17 protein-coding genes are annotated in these 16,787 nt (G+C 70.1%); 13 read left to right on the top strand and 4 right to left on the bottom strand.

The window, feature by feature from the left end:
• Positions 1 to 5: 5 nt before the first annotated feature.
• The 5 genes from BO39_RS14715 (at position 6) to BO39_RS14695 (ending at position 4,799) form a co-directional block, all read left to right on the top strand.
• Positions 6 to 881, top strand: coding sequence for a beta-keto acid cleavage family enzyme (locus tag BO39_RS14715; protein ID WP_043834552.1), 876 nt, complete (start codon positions 6 to 8; stop codon positions 879 to 881).
• A 14-nt stretch (positions 882 to 895) separates the two neighbouring features.
• Positions 896 to 1,900, top strand: a complete 1,005-nt coding sequence (locus tag BO39_RS14710; RefSeq protein WP_052402107.1) for a quinone oxidoreductase family protein — start codon at positions 896 to 898, stop codon at positions 1,898 to 1,900.
• Entirely contained in the window at positions 1,897 to 2,253 is a 357-nt protein-coding gene (locus tag BO39_RS14705) for a cupin domain-containing protein (protein ID WP_043834550.1), read from the top strand. Before BO39_RS14710 ends, BO39_RS14705 begins: the two co-directional genes overlap by 4 nt.
• Positions 2,254 to 2,280: 27 nt before the next feature.
• Positions 2,281 to 3,270 carry a tripartite tricarboxylate transporter substrate-binding protein gene (locus tag BO39_RS14700; protein WP_043834548.1) on the top strand — a complete coding sequence of 330 codons (990 nt, stop codon included), beginning with the start codon at positions 2,281 to 2,283 and terminating at the stop codon, positions 3,268 to 3,270.
• Between the two features lie 80 nt (positions 3,271 to 3,350).
• Entirely contained in the window at positions 3,351 to 4,799 is a 1,449-nt protein-coding gene (locus BO39_RS14695) for an amidohydrolase family protein (RefSeq protein WP_084698122.1), read from the top strand.
• Positions 4,800 to 4,829: 30 nt separating this feature from the next.
• On the opposite strand, the gene BO39_RS14690 is transcribed toward BO39_RS14695, so the two are convergent.
• The 4 genes from BO39_RS14690 to BO39_RS14675 form a co-directional block, all read right to left on the bottom strand.
• Complete coding sequence (locus BO39_RS14690) at positions 4,830 to 6,482, bottom strand: acyl-CoA dehydrogenase family protein (RefSeq protein ID WP_043834545.1); 1,653 nt, start codon at positions 6,480 to 6,482, stop codon at positions 4,830 to 4,832.
• 335 nt (positions 6,483 to 6,817) lie between these two features.
• Positions 6,818 to 7,786, bottom strand: coding sequence for a D-2-hydroxyacid dehydrogenase (locus tag BO39_RS14685; RefSeq protein ID WP_052402106.1), 969 nt, complete (start codon positions 7,784 to 7,786; stop codon positions 6,818 to 6,820).
• Positions 7,787 to 7,789: 3 nt separating this feature from the next.
• Positions 7,790 to 8,989 (bottom strand): M24 family metallopeptidase, encoded by a 1,200-nt coding sequence (locus BO39_RS14680; RefSeq protein WP_043834543.1) that lies wholly within the window; start codon positions 8,987 to 8,989, stop codon positions 7,790 to 7,792.
• A 45-nt stretch (positions 8,990 to 9,034) separates the two neighbouring features.
• Entirely contained in the window at positions 9,035 to 10,021 is a 987-nt protein-coding gene (locus tag BO39_RS14675; protein WP_043834540.1) for a Bug family tripartite tricarboxylate transporter substrate binding protein, read from the bottom strand.
• A 244-nt stretch (positions 10,022 to 10,265) separates the two neighbouring features.
• Here BO39_RS14675 and BO39_RS14670 point away from each other — a divergent pair, with 244 nt between their 5' ends.
• The 8 genes from BO39_RS14670 to BO39_RS14635 all read left to right on the top strand — a co-directional run bounded on the left by BO39_RS14670 (position 10,266) and on the right by BO39_RS14635 (position 16,784).
• Complete coding sequence (locus tag BO39_RS14670; protein WP_052402105.1) at positions 10,266 to 11,024, top strand: IclR family transcriptional regulator; 759 nt, start codon at positions 10,266 to 10,268, stop codon at positions 11,022 to 11,024.
• A gap of 114 nt (positions 11,025 to 11,138) precedes the next feature.
• Positions 11,139 to 11,981, top strand: coding sequence for a cyclase family protein (locus BO39_RS14665; protein WP_043834538.1), 843 nt, complete (start codon positions 11,139 to 11,141; stop codon positions 11,979 to 11,981).
• Entirely contained in the window at positions 11,981 to 12,328 is a 348-nt protein-coding gene (locus BO39_RS14660; RefSeq protein WP_043834535.1) for a cupin domain-containing protein, read from the top strand. The genes BO39_RS14665 and BO39_RS14660 overlap by 1 nt, the downstream gene beginning before the upstream one ends.
• Positions 12,325 to 13,125, top strand: a complete 801-nt coding sequence (locus tag BO39_RS14655; RefSeq protein WP_043834534.1) for an SDR family NAD(P)-dependent oxidoreductase — start codon at positions 12,325 to 12,327, stop codon at positions 13,123 to 13,125. The genes BO39_RS14660 and BO39_RS14655 overlap by 4 nt, the downstream gene beginning before the upstream one ends.
• Complete coding sequence (locus BO39_RS14650; RefSeq protein WP_084698121.1) at positions 13,122 to 14,093, top strand: 3-hydroxyacyl-CoA dehydrogenase family protein; 972 nt, start codon at positions 13,122 to 13,124, stop codon at positions 14,091 to 14,093. Before BO39_RS14655 ends, BO39_RS14650 begins: the two co-directional genes overlap by 4 nt.
• Complete coding sequence (locus tag BO39_RS14645) at positions 14,059 to 15,351, top strand: ABC transporter substrate-binding protein (protein ID WP_211257459.1); 1,293 nt, start codon at positions 14,059 to 14,061, stop codon at positions 15,349 to 15,351. Before BO39_RS14650 ends, BO39_RS14645 begins: the two co-directional genes overlap by 35 nt.
• Positions 15,335 to 16,081, top strand: coding sequence for an ABC transporter ATP-binding protein (locus BO39_RS14640; protein ID WP_043834531.1), 747 nt, complete (start codon positions 15,335 to 15,337; stop codon positions 16,079 to 16,081). Before BO39_RS14645 ends, BO39_RS14640 begins: the two co-directional genes overlap by 17 nt.
• Positions 16,074 to 16,784 carry an ABC transporter ATP-binding protein gene (locus tag BO39_RS14635; protein WP_043834528.1) on the top strand — a complete coding sequence of 237 codons (711 nt, stop codon included), beginning with the start codon at positions 16,074 to 16,076 and terminating at the stop codon, positions 16,782 to 16,784. Before BO39_RS14640 ends, BO39_RS14635 begins: the two co-directional genes overlap by 8 nt.
• Positions 16,785 to 16,787 lie beyond the last annotated feature (3 nt).

Raw genomic sequence — 16,787 nt, 5'->3', positions numbered from 1 at the left:
GATCCATGCGCGACGAGGTCTTCATCACCTGCGCGGTGACGGGCAACCTGACCACGCGGGAGCAGCACCCTGAGTTGCCGGTGACGCCGGAGGAGATCGCCAACGCCGCCCTCGCCGCGGCGGAGGAAGGGGCGGCCGTCGTCCACCTGCACGTGCGCGACCCTGCGACAGGCAAGCCGAGCATGGAGTTGGAATACTACAAGGACGTGGTCGCGCGCATCCGCGACCGCAACAAGGACCTTATCATCAACCTGACCACCGGCCCGGGCGGCCGCTTCGTGGTGGGCGAGGAGGACCCGAAGGTCGCGGGCCCCGGTACGACGCTGACCACGCCCGAGATCCGCACAGCGCATATCACCGCGCTGCGCCCGGATATCGCAACGCTGGACCTCAATACGATGAATTCGGGGCGCGAGGTGGTGATCAACACGCCGCGCAACGTGCGCCGCATGGCCGCCTTCCTGCGGGAAGCCGGGGCGGTGCCGGAGATCGAGCTGTTCGATTCCGGCGACATCGCCCTCATGCGCGACATGCTGGCCGATGGCAGCCTGGCGGCGCCGGCGCTCACCTCCTTCGTCATGGGTGTGAAGTACGGCTTCCAGCCCTCGCCCGAGACGGTGATCTATGCGCGCAACCTCCTGCCGGCGGACGCGCAGTTCACCGCGATCGGCATCGGGCGCAGCGCCTTCCCGATGGTCGCGCAATCGATCATCGCCGGCGGCCACGCGCGCGTCGGGCTGGAGGACGCGACGATGATCGCGCGCGGCGTTCTCGCCCCCTCCAACGCCGCCATGGTCGAGAAGGCCCGGCGAATGGTGGAGGACCTCGGACCGCGCGTCGTCGGGCCTGCCCGCGCGCGCGAAATCATCGGCCTTTCCTGAGGGATCCACGAGACGTGTCAGCTTCCCTCAATCCCGGGCGCCGCAGCGGCCCGGGGCTGCGCATCGAGACCAAGGCCACCGGACCCGACGCTCTCGGCCTTTCCCATGCCGAGGTTTCGCCGGAGCTGCCGCCCGGCTGGTGCCTCGTCGAGGTCGCGGCGGCCGGCGTGAACCCCTCCGACGTGAAGGCCCTCCTGGGCGTCATGCCCAAGGCGGTGTTTCCGCGCACGCCCGGCCGCGACTTCGCGGGGCGCGTGGTTGAGGGGCCGGCGGAGATGATCGGCCGAGAGGTCTGGGGATCGGGCGGCGATATCGGCATCTCGCGGGACGGCAGCCATGCCAGCCTGCTCGCCCTGCCGCCGGACGCGGTCTTCGCCAAGCCGAAGAACCTCTCCATGCAGCAGGCCGCCGCCATCGGCGTGCCCTTCGTGACGGCCGAGGTCGGCTTCCGCGAGGCAGGCGGCGTGAGGGCGGGGCAGGTGGTACTCGTGCTCGGCGCCAATGGCCGCGTCGGGCAGGCGGCCTGCCGCATCGCGCACGCAGCTGGCGCGCGGGTCTTCGCGGGCGTGCGGCGGCCGGGCATTGCGGTCGAGGGCGCCGAGGCGGTGTTCGACAGCGAGACGGGCGACGTGGCCGCCGCCGTGCGGGAGGCAACGGCGGGGCATGGCGCCGACCTTGTCTTCAACTGTGTCGGTTCTCCCTGGTTCGCGACAGGGAATACGGCCATGGCGCATGGCGCGACGCAGATCTTCATCGCGACGCTCGACCGCGCGGTGCCCTTCGACATCTTCCTCTTCTATCGCGGGCAGCACCGCTATGTCGGCGTGGACACGCTGGCGCTCTCGGCCGCCGAGACGGGCGCCGTGCTGGAAGCGCTGCGGCCGGGCTTCGAGTCCGGCGCGCTGACGCCCTATGAGATCGAGCCGGCTTTCGTCTTCCCGCTCTCCCGCGCGGAGGAGGCCTATCGCATCGTGCTCGGCGGTGCGCCTCAGCGCGTGCTGCTGGAGATGGGCGCGTGAACGTCACCCGGCTTGCCGACGCCCCCGCCTACCAGGCGCCCGGGCATTTCGACATGCGCATGCTCCGCCTGCAGGGCCGCGAAGCCGGGCCGGCCGAGAGCCTCTGGCTCGGCCTCTCCTGGCTTCTGCCGGGCGGGCACACCACGCTCGATGCCTCGTCGGTGGAGAAGCACTACGTGGTGGTGGAGGGCGAGCTGACGATCATCGCGGAGCGCGATGGCGTGAAGGAGGAGGCGACGCTCGGCCGCCTCGATTCCTGTCGCATCGCGCCGGGTGAGGGGCGGCAACTCGAGAACCGGACGAACCGGCCCGCAGCCGTGGTCCTGGCTATGCCTTTCGCGCCGCCTGCCTGAACGAGCAGGTCTGAAGGAGGAAAAAGAATGAACGTCCGATCCATCCTCACCCGCCTTGCGGGAGGCCTCGCGGCGGTCCTGCTGCTCCTGCCGGGCGCACAGGCGCAGGGGCGCTTTCCCGACCGCACCATCACTATCATCGTTCCCTTCGCGGCTGGCGGCCCGACCGACGTGGTGGCGCGCCAACTCGGCGAGGCGATGGGGCGCGACCTCGGCGTCTCCGTCGTGGCGGAGAACGTGACCGGTGCGGGCGGCACCATTGGTGGCCAGCGCGTCGCGCAGTCGCGGCCGGACGGCTATACGCTGCTGCTCGGCAATATCGGCGTCGCAACGGCGCCCAGCCTCTACCGCAACCTGCCCTATGACGTGCTGAAGTCCTTCGACACGGTCGGTCTCATCACGCCCGTGCCGATGACGCTGGTCGCTCGCCCGAACATACCGGCGGCGAGCCTGCAGGAGCTCGTCGCCTGGCTGAAGCGGCCGGGGGCGGAGGTGAATATCGGGCATGCCGGCCTCGGCTCCGCCAGCCATCTCTGCGCGACGCTGCTGCGCTCCCTTCTCCAGACCCCGATGACGCCGATTGCCTTCCGAGGCACGGCGCCGATCATGACGGAGCTGATGGCGGGCCGGCTCGATCTCACCTGCGACCAGACGACCAACACGGTGCCCTATATCCAGGACAACCGCGTCCGCGCCTTCGCCACCACCACCGAGGGGCGGCTGGCCGCCCTGCCCAACCTGCCCACCGCGGCCGAGGGCGGGCTGCCCGGGCTGACGGTGACGGTGTGGCACGGCTTCTACGTCGCTGCCGGCACGCCGCGCCCGATCATCGACCGCCTTTCCCAGGCACTGCGCGCCGCGCTGGCGGACGACAAGGTGGTGACCCGCTTCGCGGAGTTGGCGACGACGCCGGAGCCCGCCGAGCGCGCGACGCCCGAGGCGCACCGCGCGCTTCTCGAAGCCGAGGTCGCCCGCTGGCGCCCGATCATTCAGTCCGCCGGCGAGTACGCGGACTGAGCTAGCACTCTTTCCTAAGGCGCCGCGGGCCGCGCCCGCTCGCGGCGCTCAGCAAACAAAGGGCGCAGGAGAACGCGTCCATGACCCCGTCCCGCCGTGCGCTGCTGGGCGCCGTGCCTGCTGCCGGCCTCGTCGCCAGCCTTCCGGCCGCTGCTCAGGGCACCGCGCCCGCCCTTGATCCCGCCCGGCCGGTGCTCATTCGTGGCGCTGTCGTCGTCACGATGGATCCCTCGGTGCCCGATCTGCCCGCCGGCGACATCCTCGTGCGGGATGGCGCCATTGCCGCCGTCGGGCGCGACCTGCCGCAGCCCGAGGGCGCGCAGGTGGTGGATGGCGCGGGGCGGATCGCCATTCCCGGCCTCGTGAACGCTCATATCCACCTTGGACAGGCGCTGCAGCGTGGCATGTCCGGCGACCAGACGCTCGCGCAGTATTTCGGCACGGTCGTCGCGAAGCGCTCCTCCCGCCTCACGGCGGACGACCTTCGCGCGGCGGATTACGCGGGCTGCCTCGAGCTTCTCTCGGCCGGCGTGACCACGGTGGTGGATTGGAGCCGAGAGACGACCAGCTCCGCGCACGCGGACGCCGCGCTGGATGCCTTCGAGAATTCCGGCATCCGCGCCATCTTCGCCTATGGGCTGGCGGGGTCGGGTGCGGGCAGCACCACCAGCGCGAACAGCCCCGAGGCGGTTTCCGCCGATATCCGCCGCCTGCGCGCCGGCCGCATGGCCTCGCCCGGGCGGGTTCGGCTGGCGCTGGCCATGCGCGGGCCCGACTTCTCCTCGCTGGAGGAGACGGAGAGCGACCTTCGCCTCGCGCGCGACCTCGACCTCCTCGTGCAGTTCCACGCGGGCGCCCCCGTCTATGCCGAGCGCAAGCGGCGCAGCATCGCGGCGCTGCACGAAAAGGGGCTGCTGAACCCGCGCATCAGCCTCGCCCACGCGAATGACCTCGACGAGGACGAGTACAAGATGCTGGCGGACGCCGGCGGCAGCACCGTCTCCACGCCGGAGGTGGAGATGCAGATGGGGCACGGCTTCCCCGCCGCGCCGCGGATGCAGCGGGCAGGCGGCACGGTCGGCATCGGCAGCGATATCTCGGCCGGGGTGGGCGGCGATGTCTTCACGCAGGCGCGCATCGCCCTCGCGGCCGCGCGCGGCCTAGCCAATGCCGAGGCGCTGCGGGCCGGGGCACCGCTGCGGGCCGTGGCCTTCACCACGCGGCAGGCGCTGGGCTGGGCGACGCTCGGCGGGGCACGGGCGGCTGGCATGGGTGATGTCACGGGCAGCCTGACGCCGGGCAAGCGCGCCGACATCGTGCTGCTGCGGGCGGACACGGTCGGCACCTCGCCGGTGCTCGATCCCATCTCCTCCGCCCTTATGCAGTGCGGGGCAGGGGCCGTTGATTTCGTGATGGTGGACGGGCGCGTCCTTAAGCGCGACGGACGCCTGCTGCACGCCGACGTCGAGGGGGCGGCGGCGAATGCGCGCAGCCGCGCCGTTGGGCTGGAGGCGCGTGCCGCGGGCTGAGCGAGGGCGGCCGGGGCTGCTCCCCGGCCCCTAGTTCACGCGGCCGAGCAGCCCGCGCGCGATCACCTGCGCCTGGATCTCCGCCGCGCCCTCGAAAATCGAGAGGATGCGAGCATCGCAGAGCACGCGGCTGATCGGGTACTCGATAGCGTATCCGTTGCCGCCATGGATCTGCAGCGCGGCATCCGCGTTCGACCAGGCGACGCGCGCGGCCAGCAGCTTCGCCATGCCGGCCTCCACGTCGCAGCGGCGGCCAGCGTCCTTCTGGCGGGCGGCGAAGTAGGAGAGTTGGCGCGCCATCATCGTTTCCGCCGCCATCCAGGCGAGCTTCGCGTGCACACGCGGGAAGGCGAGGATGGGCTTGCCGAACTGGGCGCGCGTGTTGGCATAGGCGGTGCCCAGTTCCAGCGCGTTCTGCGCAACGCCGAGCGCGCGGGCGGCGGTCTGGATGCGCGCGCTCTCGAAGGTCTCCATGAGTTGCTTGAAGCCCTGGCCCTCCACGCCTCCCAGCAGCGCGGAAGCGGGCACCTCAAAGCCATCGAAGCCGATCTCGTACTCCCGCATGCCGCGATAGCCGAGGACGTGGATCTCGGCCCCGCTCATGCCAGGGGCGGGGAAGGGATCCTCCTCCGTGCCGCGCGGCTTCTCTGCCAGCAGCATCGACAGCCCCTTGTAGCCCGTGCCCGGCGCCCCCGTGCGGACGAGAAGCGTCATCAGGTCGGAGCGCGAGCCGTGAGTGATCCAGGTCTTGGCGCCATGGATGCGATAGGTGTCGCCATCGCGCACCGCGCGCGTGCGGAGGTTGCCGAGGTCGGAGCCGGTGTCGGGCTCGGTGAAGACGGCGGTCGGTAGGATCTCGCCGGAGGCGATGAGGGGCAGCCAGCGCGCCTTCTGCTCCTCCGTGCCGCCGAGGCGAATGAGTTCCGCCGCGATCTCGGAGCGCGTGCCGAGGGAGCCGACGCCGAGATAGGCGCCGCTCAGCGCTTCCGAGACAAGGCACATGGCGACCTTGCCGAGGCCAAGCCCGCCGAATTCCTCCGGCACCGTCAGGCCGAAGACGCCCATCTCCGCGAGCTTGCGCACGACAGGCATAGGGATAAGCGCGTTCCCCTGGTGCCATTCCTGCGCATGGGGAGCGATCTCGGCGGCGGCGAAGCGGAGGAACTCGCCGCGCGTCGCCTCCAGCAGTTCGTCCTCCAGCGCGAGCGCGCCGAAGCGACCCTCAGAGACGGCGGTGGCGAGGGAGAGGCGCGCGGTGTCGAGGGCGGCGGGGTCGGAGAGGGCCATCAGGCTGGGCCGGAGGGCTTCCAGCCGCGCCTCCGGCACGCCCATGTCGTGGGGACGGACGATCTCGGCCTGGCTCATCGGGATCCCGCCGGCGAGTTGCGCGCCGTACTCGGCGAAGCCGAGGCGGAGGATGGCCGCCTCCACCTCACTGAAGGTGCCGACGGCCTCTAGCCGCCGTGCCCAGGCGAGGGACTGGCGCAGCGCCTCGACATAGGTAGCCTGCCAGGCGAGGCCGTGGGCGGCGAACTGCGCAGCCTCCAACCGGGTGGGATCGGCCCGGCCCTCGGGAGCAAGGGTGGCACCCAGCGCCGTGCGGGTGGCCTCGTGCAGCCGTTCGGCCGCTTCCAGCACGGCGGCGCAGCCCTCCACCAGGGCGGGGGCGGGATGGTCCAGCATGGGGCGTCTCCTCGGCCTGCCGGTCACGTGGGGGCGGCGGTCGTCCCCGCATCGTGCCTCCGGTCACCCCTTTCGGTCGAGGGGCGGGGGCGCTTGGCCCAGCCGCGCGTATCTCGCTCTCGGACGAACGACGACCTCGTCTCGACGCATTCATCTTGCTGCCGGCTTCCGCCTAACTGTGGAGGAGCGGCATCACAGCCTTGGCAGGGATCTGGTCGGGCGGATCCAGGGCCTGGATCCTTGAGGCTGCGCGGTCGGCACCCTGCGGCGCCGGTCGTTGGGGAAAGCCGCGCCTGCCAAGCATCGCGCTCCCGGGAGTGTCTTCGCGAACACCGTCATGCGGCGCCTGCCCGGGCAGTGCGCTGGATCCGCTCCTGCAGGCCACCGGCGCCGCCCCGCAGGAAATCGGCAAGGTTCTGGCGAAGCGTCGGCAGGGCCTGCTCCGCATAGGTTTCGCTCATCCCGCCGATATGCGGCGTGATGATGAGGTTCGGCGTGTCCCAGAGTGGGCTGCTCTCCGGCAGGGGTTCCTGCGCGAAGACGTCGAGCGCCGCGCCCGCGATGGTGCCGGCGCGAAGGGCAGCGGCCAGCGCCTCCTCGTCCACCACGTTGCCGCGGGCGAGATTCACCAGCCAGGAATCCGGCCGCATCGAGGCGAGCAGCTTCGCGTCGATGATGTTGTGCGTCTCGGGCGTGTAGGGCGTGAGCAGGACGAGAAAGTCGGCAAGCGCCGCCGCCTCGGCCAGCCTCGTGCGCGGCATCATCTCGTCGAAGCCCGGGGGCGGCGCGGTGCGGCTGCTGATGCCGATCACGCGCATGCCGAAGGCCTTGCAGCGCGGCGCCAGCTCCTCGCTGATGGAGCCGACGCCGAGGATGACGGCGGTGCGGCCGACGAGCAGCTTCTGCGGCCAGCGCTCCCAGCGGCGCCTCTCCTGGTTGCGCAGCACGGCGGGGAAGTTCCGTGCCAGCAGCATCATGTTGAGTATGGCCATCTCGGACATCTGCGGGCCGTGGATGCCGCGCACGCGCGTGATGGCGACCTCGGGCGGGAGCTCCGGCATGATGAGCAGGTTGTCCACGCCCGTGGTCATGGCCTGCACCCATTGCAGCCGCGGCAGCGCGCGCACGGTGGCGGCGGTGACGGCCGGCGCCATGGCGACGAGCAGTTGCGATTCCGCCGCCTGCCCGGTGATGCCGGCATTGTCCTTCGCCAAGTGCAGGCGCAGCCCGGGGAACTCCTGCGCCAGGTGTTCCCGGTAGAACTCGGCGTCCTTGCCGAAGAAGAGGATGTCCGAGACGGTCATGGCTCAACCGATCTCGGTGATGATCTCGGGGAATTCGTGCAGCCGGCCCGTCGGCCCCTCCGGTCCGATGAAGTAGTTGTCGCAGACCCAGGACATGATGCCGTTGTGGTTGTAGGTCGGGTGGACGACGATGTTCGTGTCCGCCTGGATCGGGAAGGGCTCGTCATGGCGGATGAGCGGGCGCTCCACCATGTCGTAGCCCTGGCCGTGGCAGTAGAGGCGGTTCTCGGGCGGGCGGCCATTCCGCACCATGAACGCGTTGAACTCGTCCCAGATCTGGCGGCTGGGCATGCCAGGCTTGAGGAGGTCGAGGGTGAACTTGCGCGCCTCCAGCGTGAAGGCGAACTCGTCCTTCATCTGCTGCGAGACCTTCCCCAGGACGCAGCTGCGGCCGAGCTCCGTGTACATTCCACCCGGGCCGCTGTTCTCCACCAGCAGGACGAACTGGTCGCCCTCGCGCAGCATCCGGTTGCCGAAGTGCCACTGGCCGAAGTGGAAGGGGGTGCCGGCGGGGGCGGAGGCGCAGAGATAGATGCCCTGCTCGCTGCCATAGGCGTGGCTGTACTGCTGGGCCACGGCGGCCACCTCGCGGTCTCGCATGCCCGGCTTGATGGCGGCGAAGGCGGCGCGCATGGCGCCGTCCTGCATCCGCGCGGCGTCGCGGATCAGCCCCTTCTCCTCGTCGCTCTTGATCACCTTGATGCGGTCCACGAGGTCCGAGGCATCGACGAAACGCGCCTGCGGGTATGTGGTGCGGATATGGTCGGTGACGGCCGCCGACATCTGGTAGGTGCCGACAAGGCCGATGGTCGCGCGCGCATAGGGCGCGAGGCCCGTGGCCGCGAGTTCCGCGTCGTAGGGCGCGGTGTAGAAGCAGGAGGAGTAGCTGGGCGTCGTCAGCGCCCGCTTCACGCCGCGCAGCACGCCGTTGCTGCCGCCCGCCGGTTCCTCCACCCCGCCGAAGGGGCCCTGGCGGACGATCGTCATCAGGTCGTCGCGCGGGAAGACGACTGTCACGGGATAGCCGTTGGTGGCCGGCAGGTCCGTGAAGTACTTCACGTAGCCGCCCATGTGGTCGCTGTTGTTCTGCATCAGCAGGACGTCGATGCCCGCCGCCTCCATCGCCGCGCGCACGGCCGCCCAGCGCCGCTCGAGCTCGGCGGTCGAGATCGGCAGCTGGATCCTCTGGTCCTGGTTGGACATGGTCACCCCTTCATATCCAATGTTTCGCCGCGGTCTCCCGCGGCCCTATCGTTCCAGCGAGATCCCGGCCTGCCGCGCGACGGTGATCCAGAACTCGGCATTCGTCTTCACGGCGGCGCGGAAGGCCTCCGGGTCCTTGCCGTCCGGCTCGACCGAGTTCAGCGCGAGCCGCTGCCGCATGTCCGGCATGGCAGCGGCGCGCCGCACCTCGTCGTGGAGGCGGCGGAGAATTTCCTCGGGCACGCCGGCGGGCGCGAAAAGGCCGATCCAGTATTCCACCACGAAATCCGGGAAGCCCGCCTCCACCATGGTCGGCACGTCGGGATAGGCGGCCATCCGATGCGCCGAGGTGACGGCCAGGAGGCGTACCCGGCCACCCTCTATCGCCGCGCGCGCCGGGCCAGGATCGCTGAGCGCGAGCGCCACGTCGCCCGCGGAAAGGGCGGTCACGCCCTCGGTGCTGCTGCGATAGATGATGTTCTCGAGCGTGAGTCCCGCGCGCTGCGCGAAACAGGCGCCGAGGAGCTGAAAGCCCGTGCCGCCGGTACCGTAATTCGCCCGTCCCGGATTTGCCTTCAGCCAGGCGACGAGGTCCGCCACCGTACGGTGCGGGCTGTCGCCCTTTACCAGCAGCATGCCGGGAAAGGCACCGAGAACGGCGACCGGCGTCATGTCGGACTGCAAATCGTAGGCCGGCTTGGTCGCGCCCTTTTCCGACAGGACGGGGCCGCTGGCATGAACGAGCAGTGTGTAGCCATCAGGGCGGGAGCGGATGACCGACTCGGTGCCGATCACCGCGCTGGCGCCGGGCCGGTTATCCACCACGAAGGGCTGGCCCAGCGCTTCCGCCAGCTTCTGGCCATAGATGCGCGCGAGGATGTCGTTGCCACCGCCGGCCGCGTAGGGAACGACGACCCGGACGGGGCGATCGGGATAGCCGCCGGGCGTCGCGTGGCCCTGCGCGAGGGCGGGCAGGCCGCTTGCCGTGCCGGCTGCGGCAATGCTGGTCAACAGGGCGCGTCGTGTCGCCATCGAACCCCTCCCCGATGCCGCGGCCTTGTCCTGGCGCGGCTTTTTCTTTGCTGGCCTGCGGTGCACGGTGTTGTCCTGAACCGCATTGCAGTACGCCAAGCCTACGATACGGTTCGGCTACCCCGTCCTGTCAACAGGAAGGGGTGGCGGAGGCGAAGGAAGCCTCCCGTCTTGCGCATCACCGCACGAATGGCTTTCCCTGCCAGGCGCGCCAGCACCGGAAGAATGGCGTCAGGAGAACAGGTTGCCACCCGAGAAGAACCAGATCCAGGTAATCGGCCGTGCCGCCGCCATCCTGCGCTGCCTGGAGAACCAGTCCCACGGCCTCAGCTTGGGCCAGATCGCCGCCAAGGTGGAACTCGCACGCTCCACGGTTCAGCGGATCGTCGCGGCACTGGAGAGCGAGAAGCTGGTGGTGGCCGCGACGCCCGGTGGGCGCGTGCGGCTGGGCCCGGCGCTGCTGCGGCTTGCGGCCTCCGTGGAGACGAACGTGGCCGCGCTCGCGCATCCATTCATCGCGGAACTCTCGGCCTCGCTCGGCGAGACGGTGGATTTTGCGGCTGTGCGGCGCGACCACCTCGTCTTTGTGGACCAAGTGATTGGGATGCAGCGGCTGCAGGCGGTCTCGGCGGTGGGGGAGACCTTCCCGCTCTACTGCACCGCGAACGGCAAGGCCTATCTCGCAACCCTGTCGGACAACGAGATCCTGGCCCTTGTCGGGCGCAGCTACCCGCGCCGCACCCCGAACACGCTCACCGCGGCCGAGCCACTGCTGGAGGAAATTCGGGTTGTCCGGCAGGCGGGATTCGCCTTCGACCGGGAGGAGCACGTTCTCGGCATTTCCGCGGTCGGAGTCGCCCTGCGGGACATGATGGGAAACCCTGTTGCCATCTCTGTGCCGGTGCCGACGCAACGCTTCCTTGGGCGGGAGGAGGACATCGCCGCGCGGCTGCTCGCGACGAAGCGGGCGCTGGCCGACCGCTTTGCCGCCGAGAGCGCCTGACCGAAAAACCTCTTGCGAAGCTCGCCCGTATCCCGATACGGTCCGCCCACAAAGCAGTACAAGAAGCCGGGGTTGATGGGGGCAGTCGCCCCTTCCGGCGAAGGGGGAACGCGCATGCCGGTGACCGTCAAGGGCATCCAGTTCGAGGCGAATCTCGACAACACGATGGGGTTGCACTTCCACAACCTCTCGCACCGCTTCGGCTTCCAGTCGCCGAACTGGCCGTATTTCCAGGACGTGCAGATCGAGCGCATCCACTACATGGCGAAGTCGGGCGTGCTGAGCCAGCGCATCACGACCACCATGCACAACGGCACGCATATCGACGCGCCCGCGCATGTGGTCTCCGGCACGCCCTTCATCGACGAGGTGCCGCTGCCGCACTTCTTCGGCACGGGCATCGTCGTCTCCATCCCCAAGAAGCGTTGGGAGATGATTACCTATGACGACCTGGAGAAGGCGGCCGGCAAGGTTGTGCGCCCCGGGGACGTGGTGATCGTCAACACCGGCTGGCACCACAAGTACGAGGACAACGACGAATACTTCGCCTACTGCCCGGGCTTCGTGCCCTCGGCCGGCGACTGGTTCGTCGAGAAGAAGGTGAAGGTGGTCGGCCACGACACCCAGGCCAACGACCACCCGCTGGCCACCGCCATCGGCCCGCACCGCAACGGCCCGCTGCTGCCGCACCTGGCGAAGGAATACCTGGAGTGGTCCGGCGGCCGTTCCTGGGACCAGGACCATCCGGAGTGGGAGCCGGTGCACCGCAAGCTCTTCACCAACGGCATCCTCGGCATCGAGAACGTGGGCGGCGACCTCGACGCCGTGACCGGCAAGCGCGTGACCTTTGCCTTCTTCCCCTGGAACTGGGACCGCGGCGACGGCTGCATCATCCGCTTGGTCGCCATCACCGATCCCACGCAGAACTACCGGATCGAGCCGGGCTCGTCCTTCTGATGCGCGTCAGGCGCTTTCAGGACGCGAAGCCCTACGAGGCGCCCAACCACTTCGACATGAAGGGGCTGCGCCTCCAGGGCTTCGAGGAGGGCGGTCCGGAGAAATTCTGGACGGGCCTCTCCCACTTCCTGCCTGGCGGCGGCGCGGGGCCCGACAGCTCGCCGCTGGAGAAGGTCTATGTCGTCGTCGCCGGCGAGGTAACGGTACGCGCCGAGGGCGAGGAGGTCGTGCTCGGGCCGCTCGATTCCATCTATATCGGTGGTAACGTGGTGCGGGAGGTGGTGAACGCCTCCAATACCGTCGCGACGATGATCGTCATCATGCCCTATCCGGAGGGTGCTGCATGAGCGACTTCCTGTCGGATCCCATGTCGCTCTTCGGCGTGAAGGGGAAGGTGGCGATCGTCACCGGCGCCTCCGGCGCCTTCGGAGCGCTGGCCGCAAAGGTCCTGGCGGGGGCGGGGGCGAAGATCATTGCTGTCGCCGGCAGCAAGGACGCGCTGGACGAGGTGGTGGCCGAGTGTCGCGCCCTCGGCGCCGAGGCGGAGGGCGTGAACCGCCGCCCGTCCTCCGAGGCCGAGTGCGACGCCATCGTGGCCGAGGCGGTGCAGCACTACGGGCGGGTCGATATCCTCGTCGTCGCCTCCGGCAAGAACGACGTGGCCAAGATCACGGAGATGGCGCCCGAGCGCTTCCTCGACGTGATGGACGCGAACGTCACCCAGTCCTGGCTGATGGCGCGCGCCGCTGGCAAGCGGATGCTGGAGCAGGGGGAGGGCGGCAAGGTCGTCCTGATGTCCTCCGCTCGCGGCAAGCTCGGGCATCCCGCGGGCTACTCCGCCTATTGCGCCTCCAAGGCCGCGGTGGATGGGATGACGCGCGCGCTGGGCTGCGAGTGGGGCGAGACGGGCATCACGGTGAACGCCATCGCGCCCACCGTCTTCCGCTCCCCTCTCACCGCCTGGATGTTCGAGGACACGGACCGCGCCAAGACGGTGCGTGCCGGATTCCTCTCGCGCGTCCCGAAGGGACGGTTGGGCGAGCCAGCCGACCTTGCGGGGCCGCTGCTCTTCCTCGCTTCCCGCGCCTCGGACTTCTACACCGGGCACGTGCTCTACGCCGATGGCGGATACACCGCAGGATGATCGAGGGCTTCAACCGCATCGCGGTGATCGGCGCCGGGCTCATGGGCCACGGCATCGCGCAGGTTTTCGCCGGCGCGGGGCTGGCGGTCTCCGTCTATGACCCCGCCCCCGCCGCCCGCAATGCGCTGCTCGACCGCATCCGGGCGAACCTGCGCGACCTCGGCGAGGACGAGGCTGCCGCGGACCGCGTGACACCGGTTTCGGATCTCGCCGAGGCAGTGCGCGAGGCCGACTTCGTGGTAGAAGCAGCGCTGGAGAACCTGGCGGTGAAGAGGGAACTCTTCGCCGCGATCGAGGCGGTTTGCCGTCCGGACGCGGTCCTCGCGAGCAACACCTCCGTCATCCCGATCACCGACATCATGGGCGGGCTCCGCGACCGCGCGCGGGCGCTGGGCACCCATTGGTGGAATCCGCCCTTCCTTGTCCCGCTCGTCGAGGTGATCGGCACGGAATGGACCGCGCCGGAGGTGATCTCGCGGACCATGGCGCTGCACAAGGCGCTGGGGAAGGTGCCGGTTCACGTGAAGCGGGACGTGCCGGGCTTCGTCGGCAACCGCCTTCAGCACGCGCTGTGGCGAGAGGCGATCTCGTTGATCGAGAACGGCATCTGCGACGCCGAGACGGTGGACCTCGTCGTCAAGAACAGCTTCGGCCGCCGCTCGGGCGTGCTGGGGCCGATCGAGAACGCGGACCTGGTGGGCACCGACCTGACGCTCGCCATCCACCAGAACGTGCTGGGGGCGATCGACAGCCGCCCCGGCCCCTCGCCCTTGCTGGAGAAGCTCGTCGCGGAGGGCCGGCTGGGCATGAAGTCCGGCGAGGGCTTCCGCCGCTGGACTCCGGAGCAGCAGGCGGCGCTGCGCCGTGATATCGTCGTCGAACTGAAGCGGGCGCGAAGCAACGACGCCCTGCGTGCCAAGGGAACGGACGGAGATGACGGCCATGGAGACGGACGGGCAGGCGACTAGCGCCAAACTGACGCGCCGCGCCGCCGCGGCAGCGGCCATCGGGGCGCTGGCGGCACCCTCGGTGCTGCACGCGCAGGGCGCCGGGCGCCCTATCAAGATCGGCTTCGTGAACCCGCGCACCGGGCCGCTCGCGGCCTTCGGGGAGGCGGATGCCTTCGTGCAGGAAGGGCTGGCCCGCGCGCTCTCGGGCGGCATCCGCATCGCCGGCCGCACCCACCCCGTGCAGATCCTCGCGCGCGACAGCCAGTCGAGCCCGAGCCGCGCGGCCGAGGTCGCCTCCGAGCTCATCCTGCGCGACAAGGTGGATCTGATCACCGCCACCAGCGCGCCCGAGACGGTGAACCCCGTGGCCGACCAGGCGGAGGTGAACGAGGTTCCCTGCCTGACCACCAACTGCCCCTGGCAGCCCTATTTCTTCGGGCGGCGCGGCGACCCCGCGAAGGGCTTCGACTGGACCTACCACTTCTTCTGGGGCCTGGAGGACGTGATCGCGGCCTTCACCGATCTCTGGTCCAAGACCGAGACAAACAAGGTGGTGGGCGCCCTGTTCCCGAACGACGCCGACGGCAATGCCTGGGGCGACGCGCGGCTGGGGCTGCCGCCGGCACTCGCGGGGAAGGGCTACCGCCTGATCGATACCGGCCGCTACCAGCCGGGCGCCAACGACTTCTCCGCGCAGATCTCCGCCTTCAAGGCGGCGGGCGTGCAGATCGTGACGGGCGTCATGCCGCCGCCGGATTTCGCGACCTTCTGGACCCAGGCCGGGCAACAGGACTTCCGGCCAAAGATCGCGACCATCGGCAAGGCGCTGCTCTTCCCCTCGGCCGTGTCCTCGCTGGGCGAGCGCGGGCTGGGGCTGACAACGGAGATCTGGTGGTCCCCGCACCACCCCTTCCGCTCCTCGCTGACGAACCAGACGGCGGCGGAGGTCTGCGCGGCATACACGCAGTCCACCGGCAAGCTCTGGACCCAGCCCATCGGCTATCAGCACGCGCTGTTCGAGGTGGCGGTGGACGTGCTCAAGCGCACGACGGCGCTGGAGCCAGAGGCGATCATCCGCGCGATCCGCTCGACCGACCTTCGCACCATCGCGGGGCCCGTGAAGTGGGGATCGGGGCCGGTGAAGAACGTGGCCAAGACGCCGCTCGTGGCGGGGCAGTGGCGGCGGGCCGGGGGCAATTCGCTCGACCTGGTGGTGCTCGCGAATCCCGGCTCGGCCGAGATCCCGGTCGGCAGCACCCTTGAACCCCTCGGCTGATACGGTCCCGATCCTCCAGCTGAAGGGCATCCGCAAGCGCTTCGGCGCGGTGGTGGTGGCCGACGGCATCGACCTCTCCGTGCGGGAGGGCGAGGCGCTCGGCATCCTCGGCCCCAACGGCGCTGGCAAGACCACGCTTTTCGGCATGGTCACCGGCACCGTCCGGCCCGATGCCGGCCGCGTGCTGTTCGAGGGGAGGGACGTCACCGCCCTCTCGCCAGCGCGCCGCTGCCGGCAGGGGATGGCGCGGTCCTTCCAGGTGCCGCAGCCCTTCGCGGGGCTGACGGTCTTCGAGAACCTCGTCGCCGCCGCCGCCTTCGGAGCGGGGGAGGGGGAGCGCGCCACCTACGACCGCTGCGCCGCTATCCTCGAGCGCTGCGGGCTGATGGCCCAGGCGAACGGGCGCGCCGGCGGGCTGCGGCTGCTGGACCGCAAGCGGCTGGAACTGGCGCGAGCGCTGGCCACACGCCCGAAGCTGCTGCTGCTGGACGAGGTGGCGGGCGGGCTGACCGAGCGGGAATGCGCTGTTCTGGTCGATCTGGTGCGGGAGGTACGCGCGGGCGGCGTGACGGTCGTCTGGATCGAGCACGTGCTGCACGCGCTGGTGGCCGTCGCGGACCGCGTCGTGGTGCTGCATGGCGGCCGCCTGATCGCGGAGGGGCGGGCGGACGAGGTGGTCCGCATTCCCGCCGTGGCCGAGGTCTATATGGGAATCCCCATGGATGCCTGAGGCACCCCTTCTTGAACTGCGCGCGCTCGACGCGTTCTACGGCGACTTCCAGGCGCTGTTCGGCATCTCCATGGCGGTCGCGCCCGGCCAGGTCGTGGCCGTGATCGGCGCGAACGGCGCGGGCAAGAGCACGCTGCTGAAAACGATCGCCGGGCTGATCGCGGCGCCGCGCCGGGATGCCGTGGTTTTTGGCGGGGAGCCCATCGGTGGGCTGCCGGCGCATGGCGTGGTCGGCCGCGGGATCGCGCTGGTGCCCGAGGGCCGGCGCCTCTTCCCCTCCCTCAGCGTGGAGGAGAACCTGCTGATCGGCGGGCGCACGCGCCGGCCCGGCCCCTGGTCGCTGGAAGCGGTCTATGGCTTCTTCCCGGTGCTGGCGGAGCGGCGGCATTCACCCAGCACGGCGCTGTCGGGCGGGCAGCAACAGATGGTGGCGATCGGGCGCGCGCTGATGTCCAATCCCCGGCTGCTGCTCTGCGACGAGATCAGCCTCGGCCTCGCGCCCGTCATCGTGCGCGACATCTACGCGCGCCTGCCCGCTCTGGCCGCGCAGGGCACGGCGATGGTGATCGTGGAGCAGGACGTGTCCCAGGCGCTGGCCGCGGCGGATCATGTGTTCTGCCTTCGGGAGGGACGGGTGGTGCTGGAGGACACGGCGCGGGCCCTGACGCGGGAGGCGGTCGCGGCCGCCTATTTCGGGGTCTGACGC

Source organism: Roseomonas aerilata DSM 19363 (assembly GCF_000711725.1).
In the GTDB taxonomy this organism is placed as follows: domain Bacteria; phylum Pseudomonadota; class Alphaproteobacteria; order Acetobacterales; family Acetobacteraceae; genus Roseomonas; species Roseomonas aerilata.
This window is presented reverse-complemented; position numbering and strand designations above follow the sequence as displayed.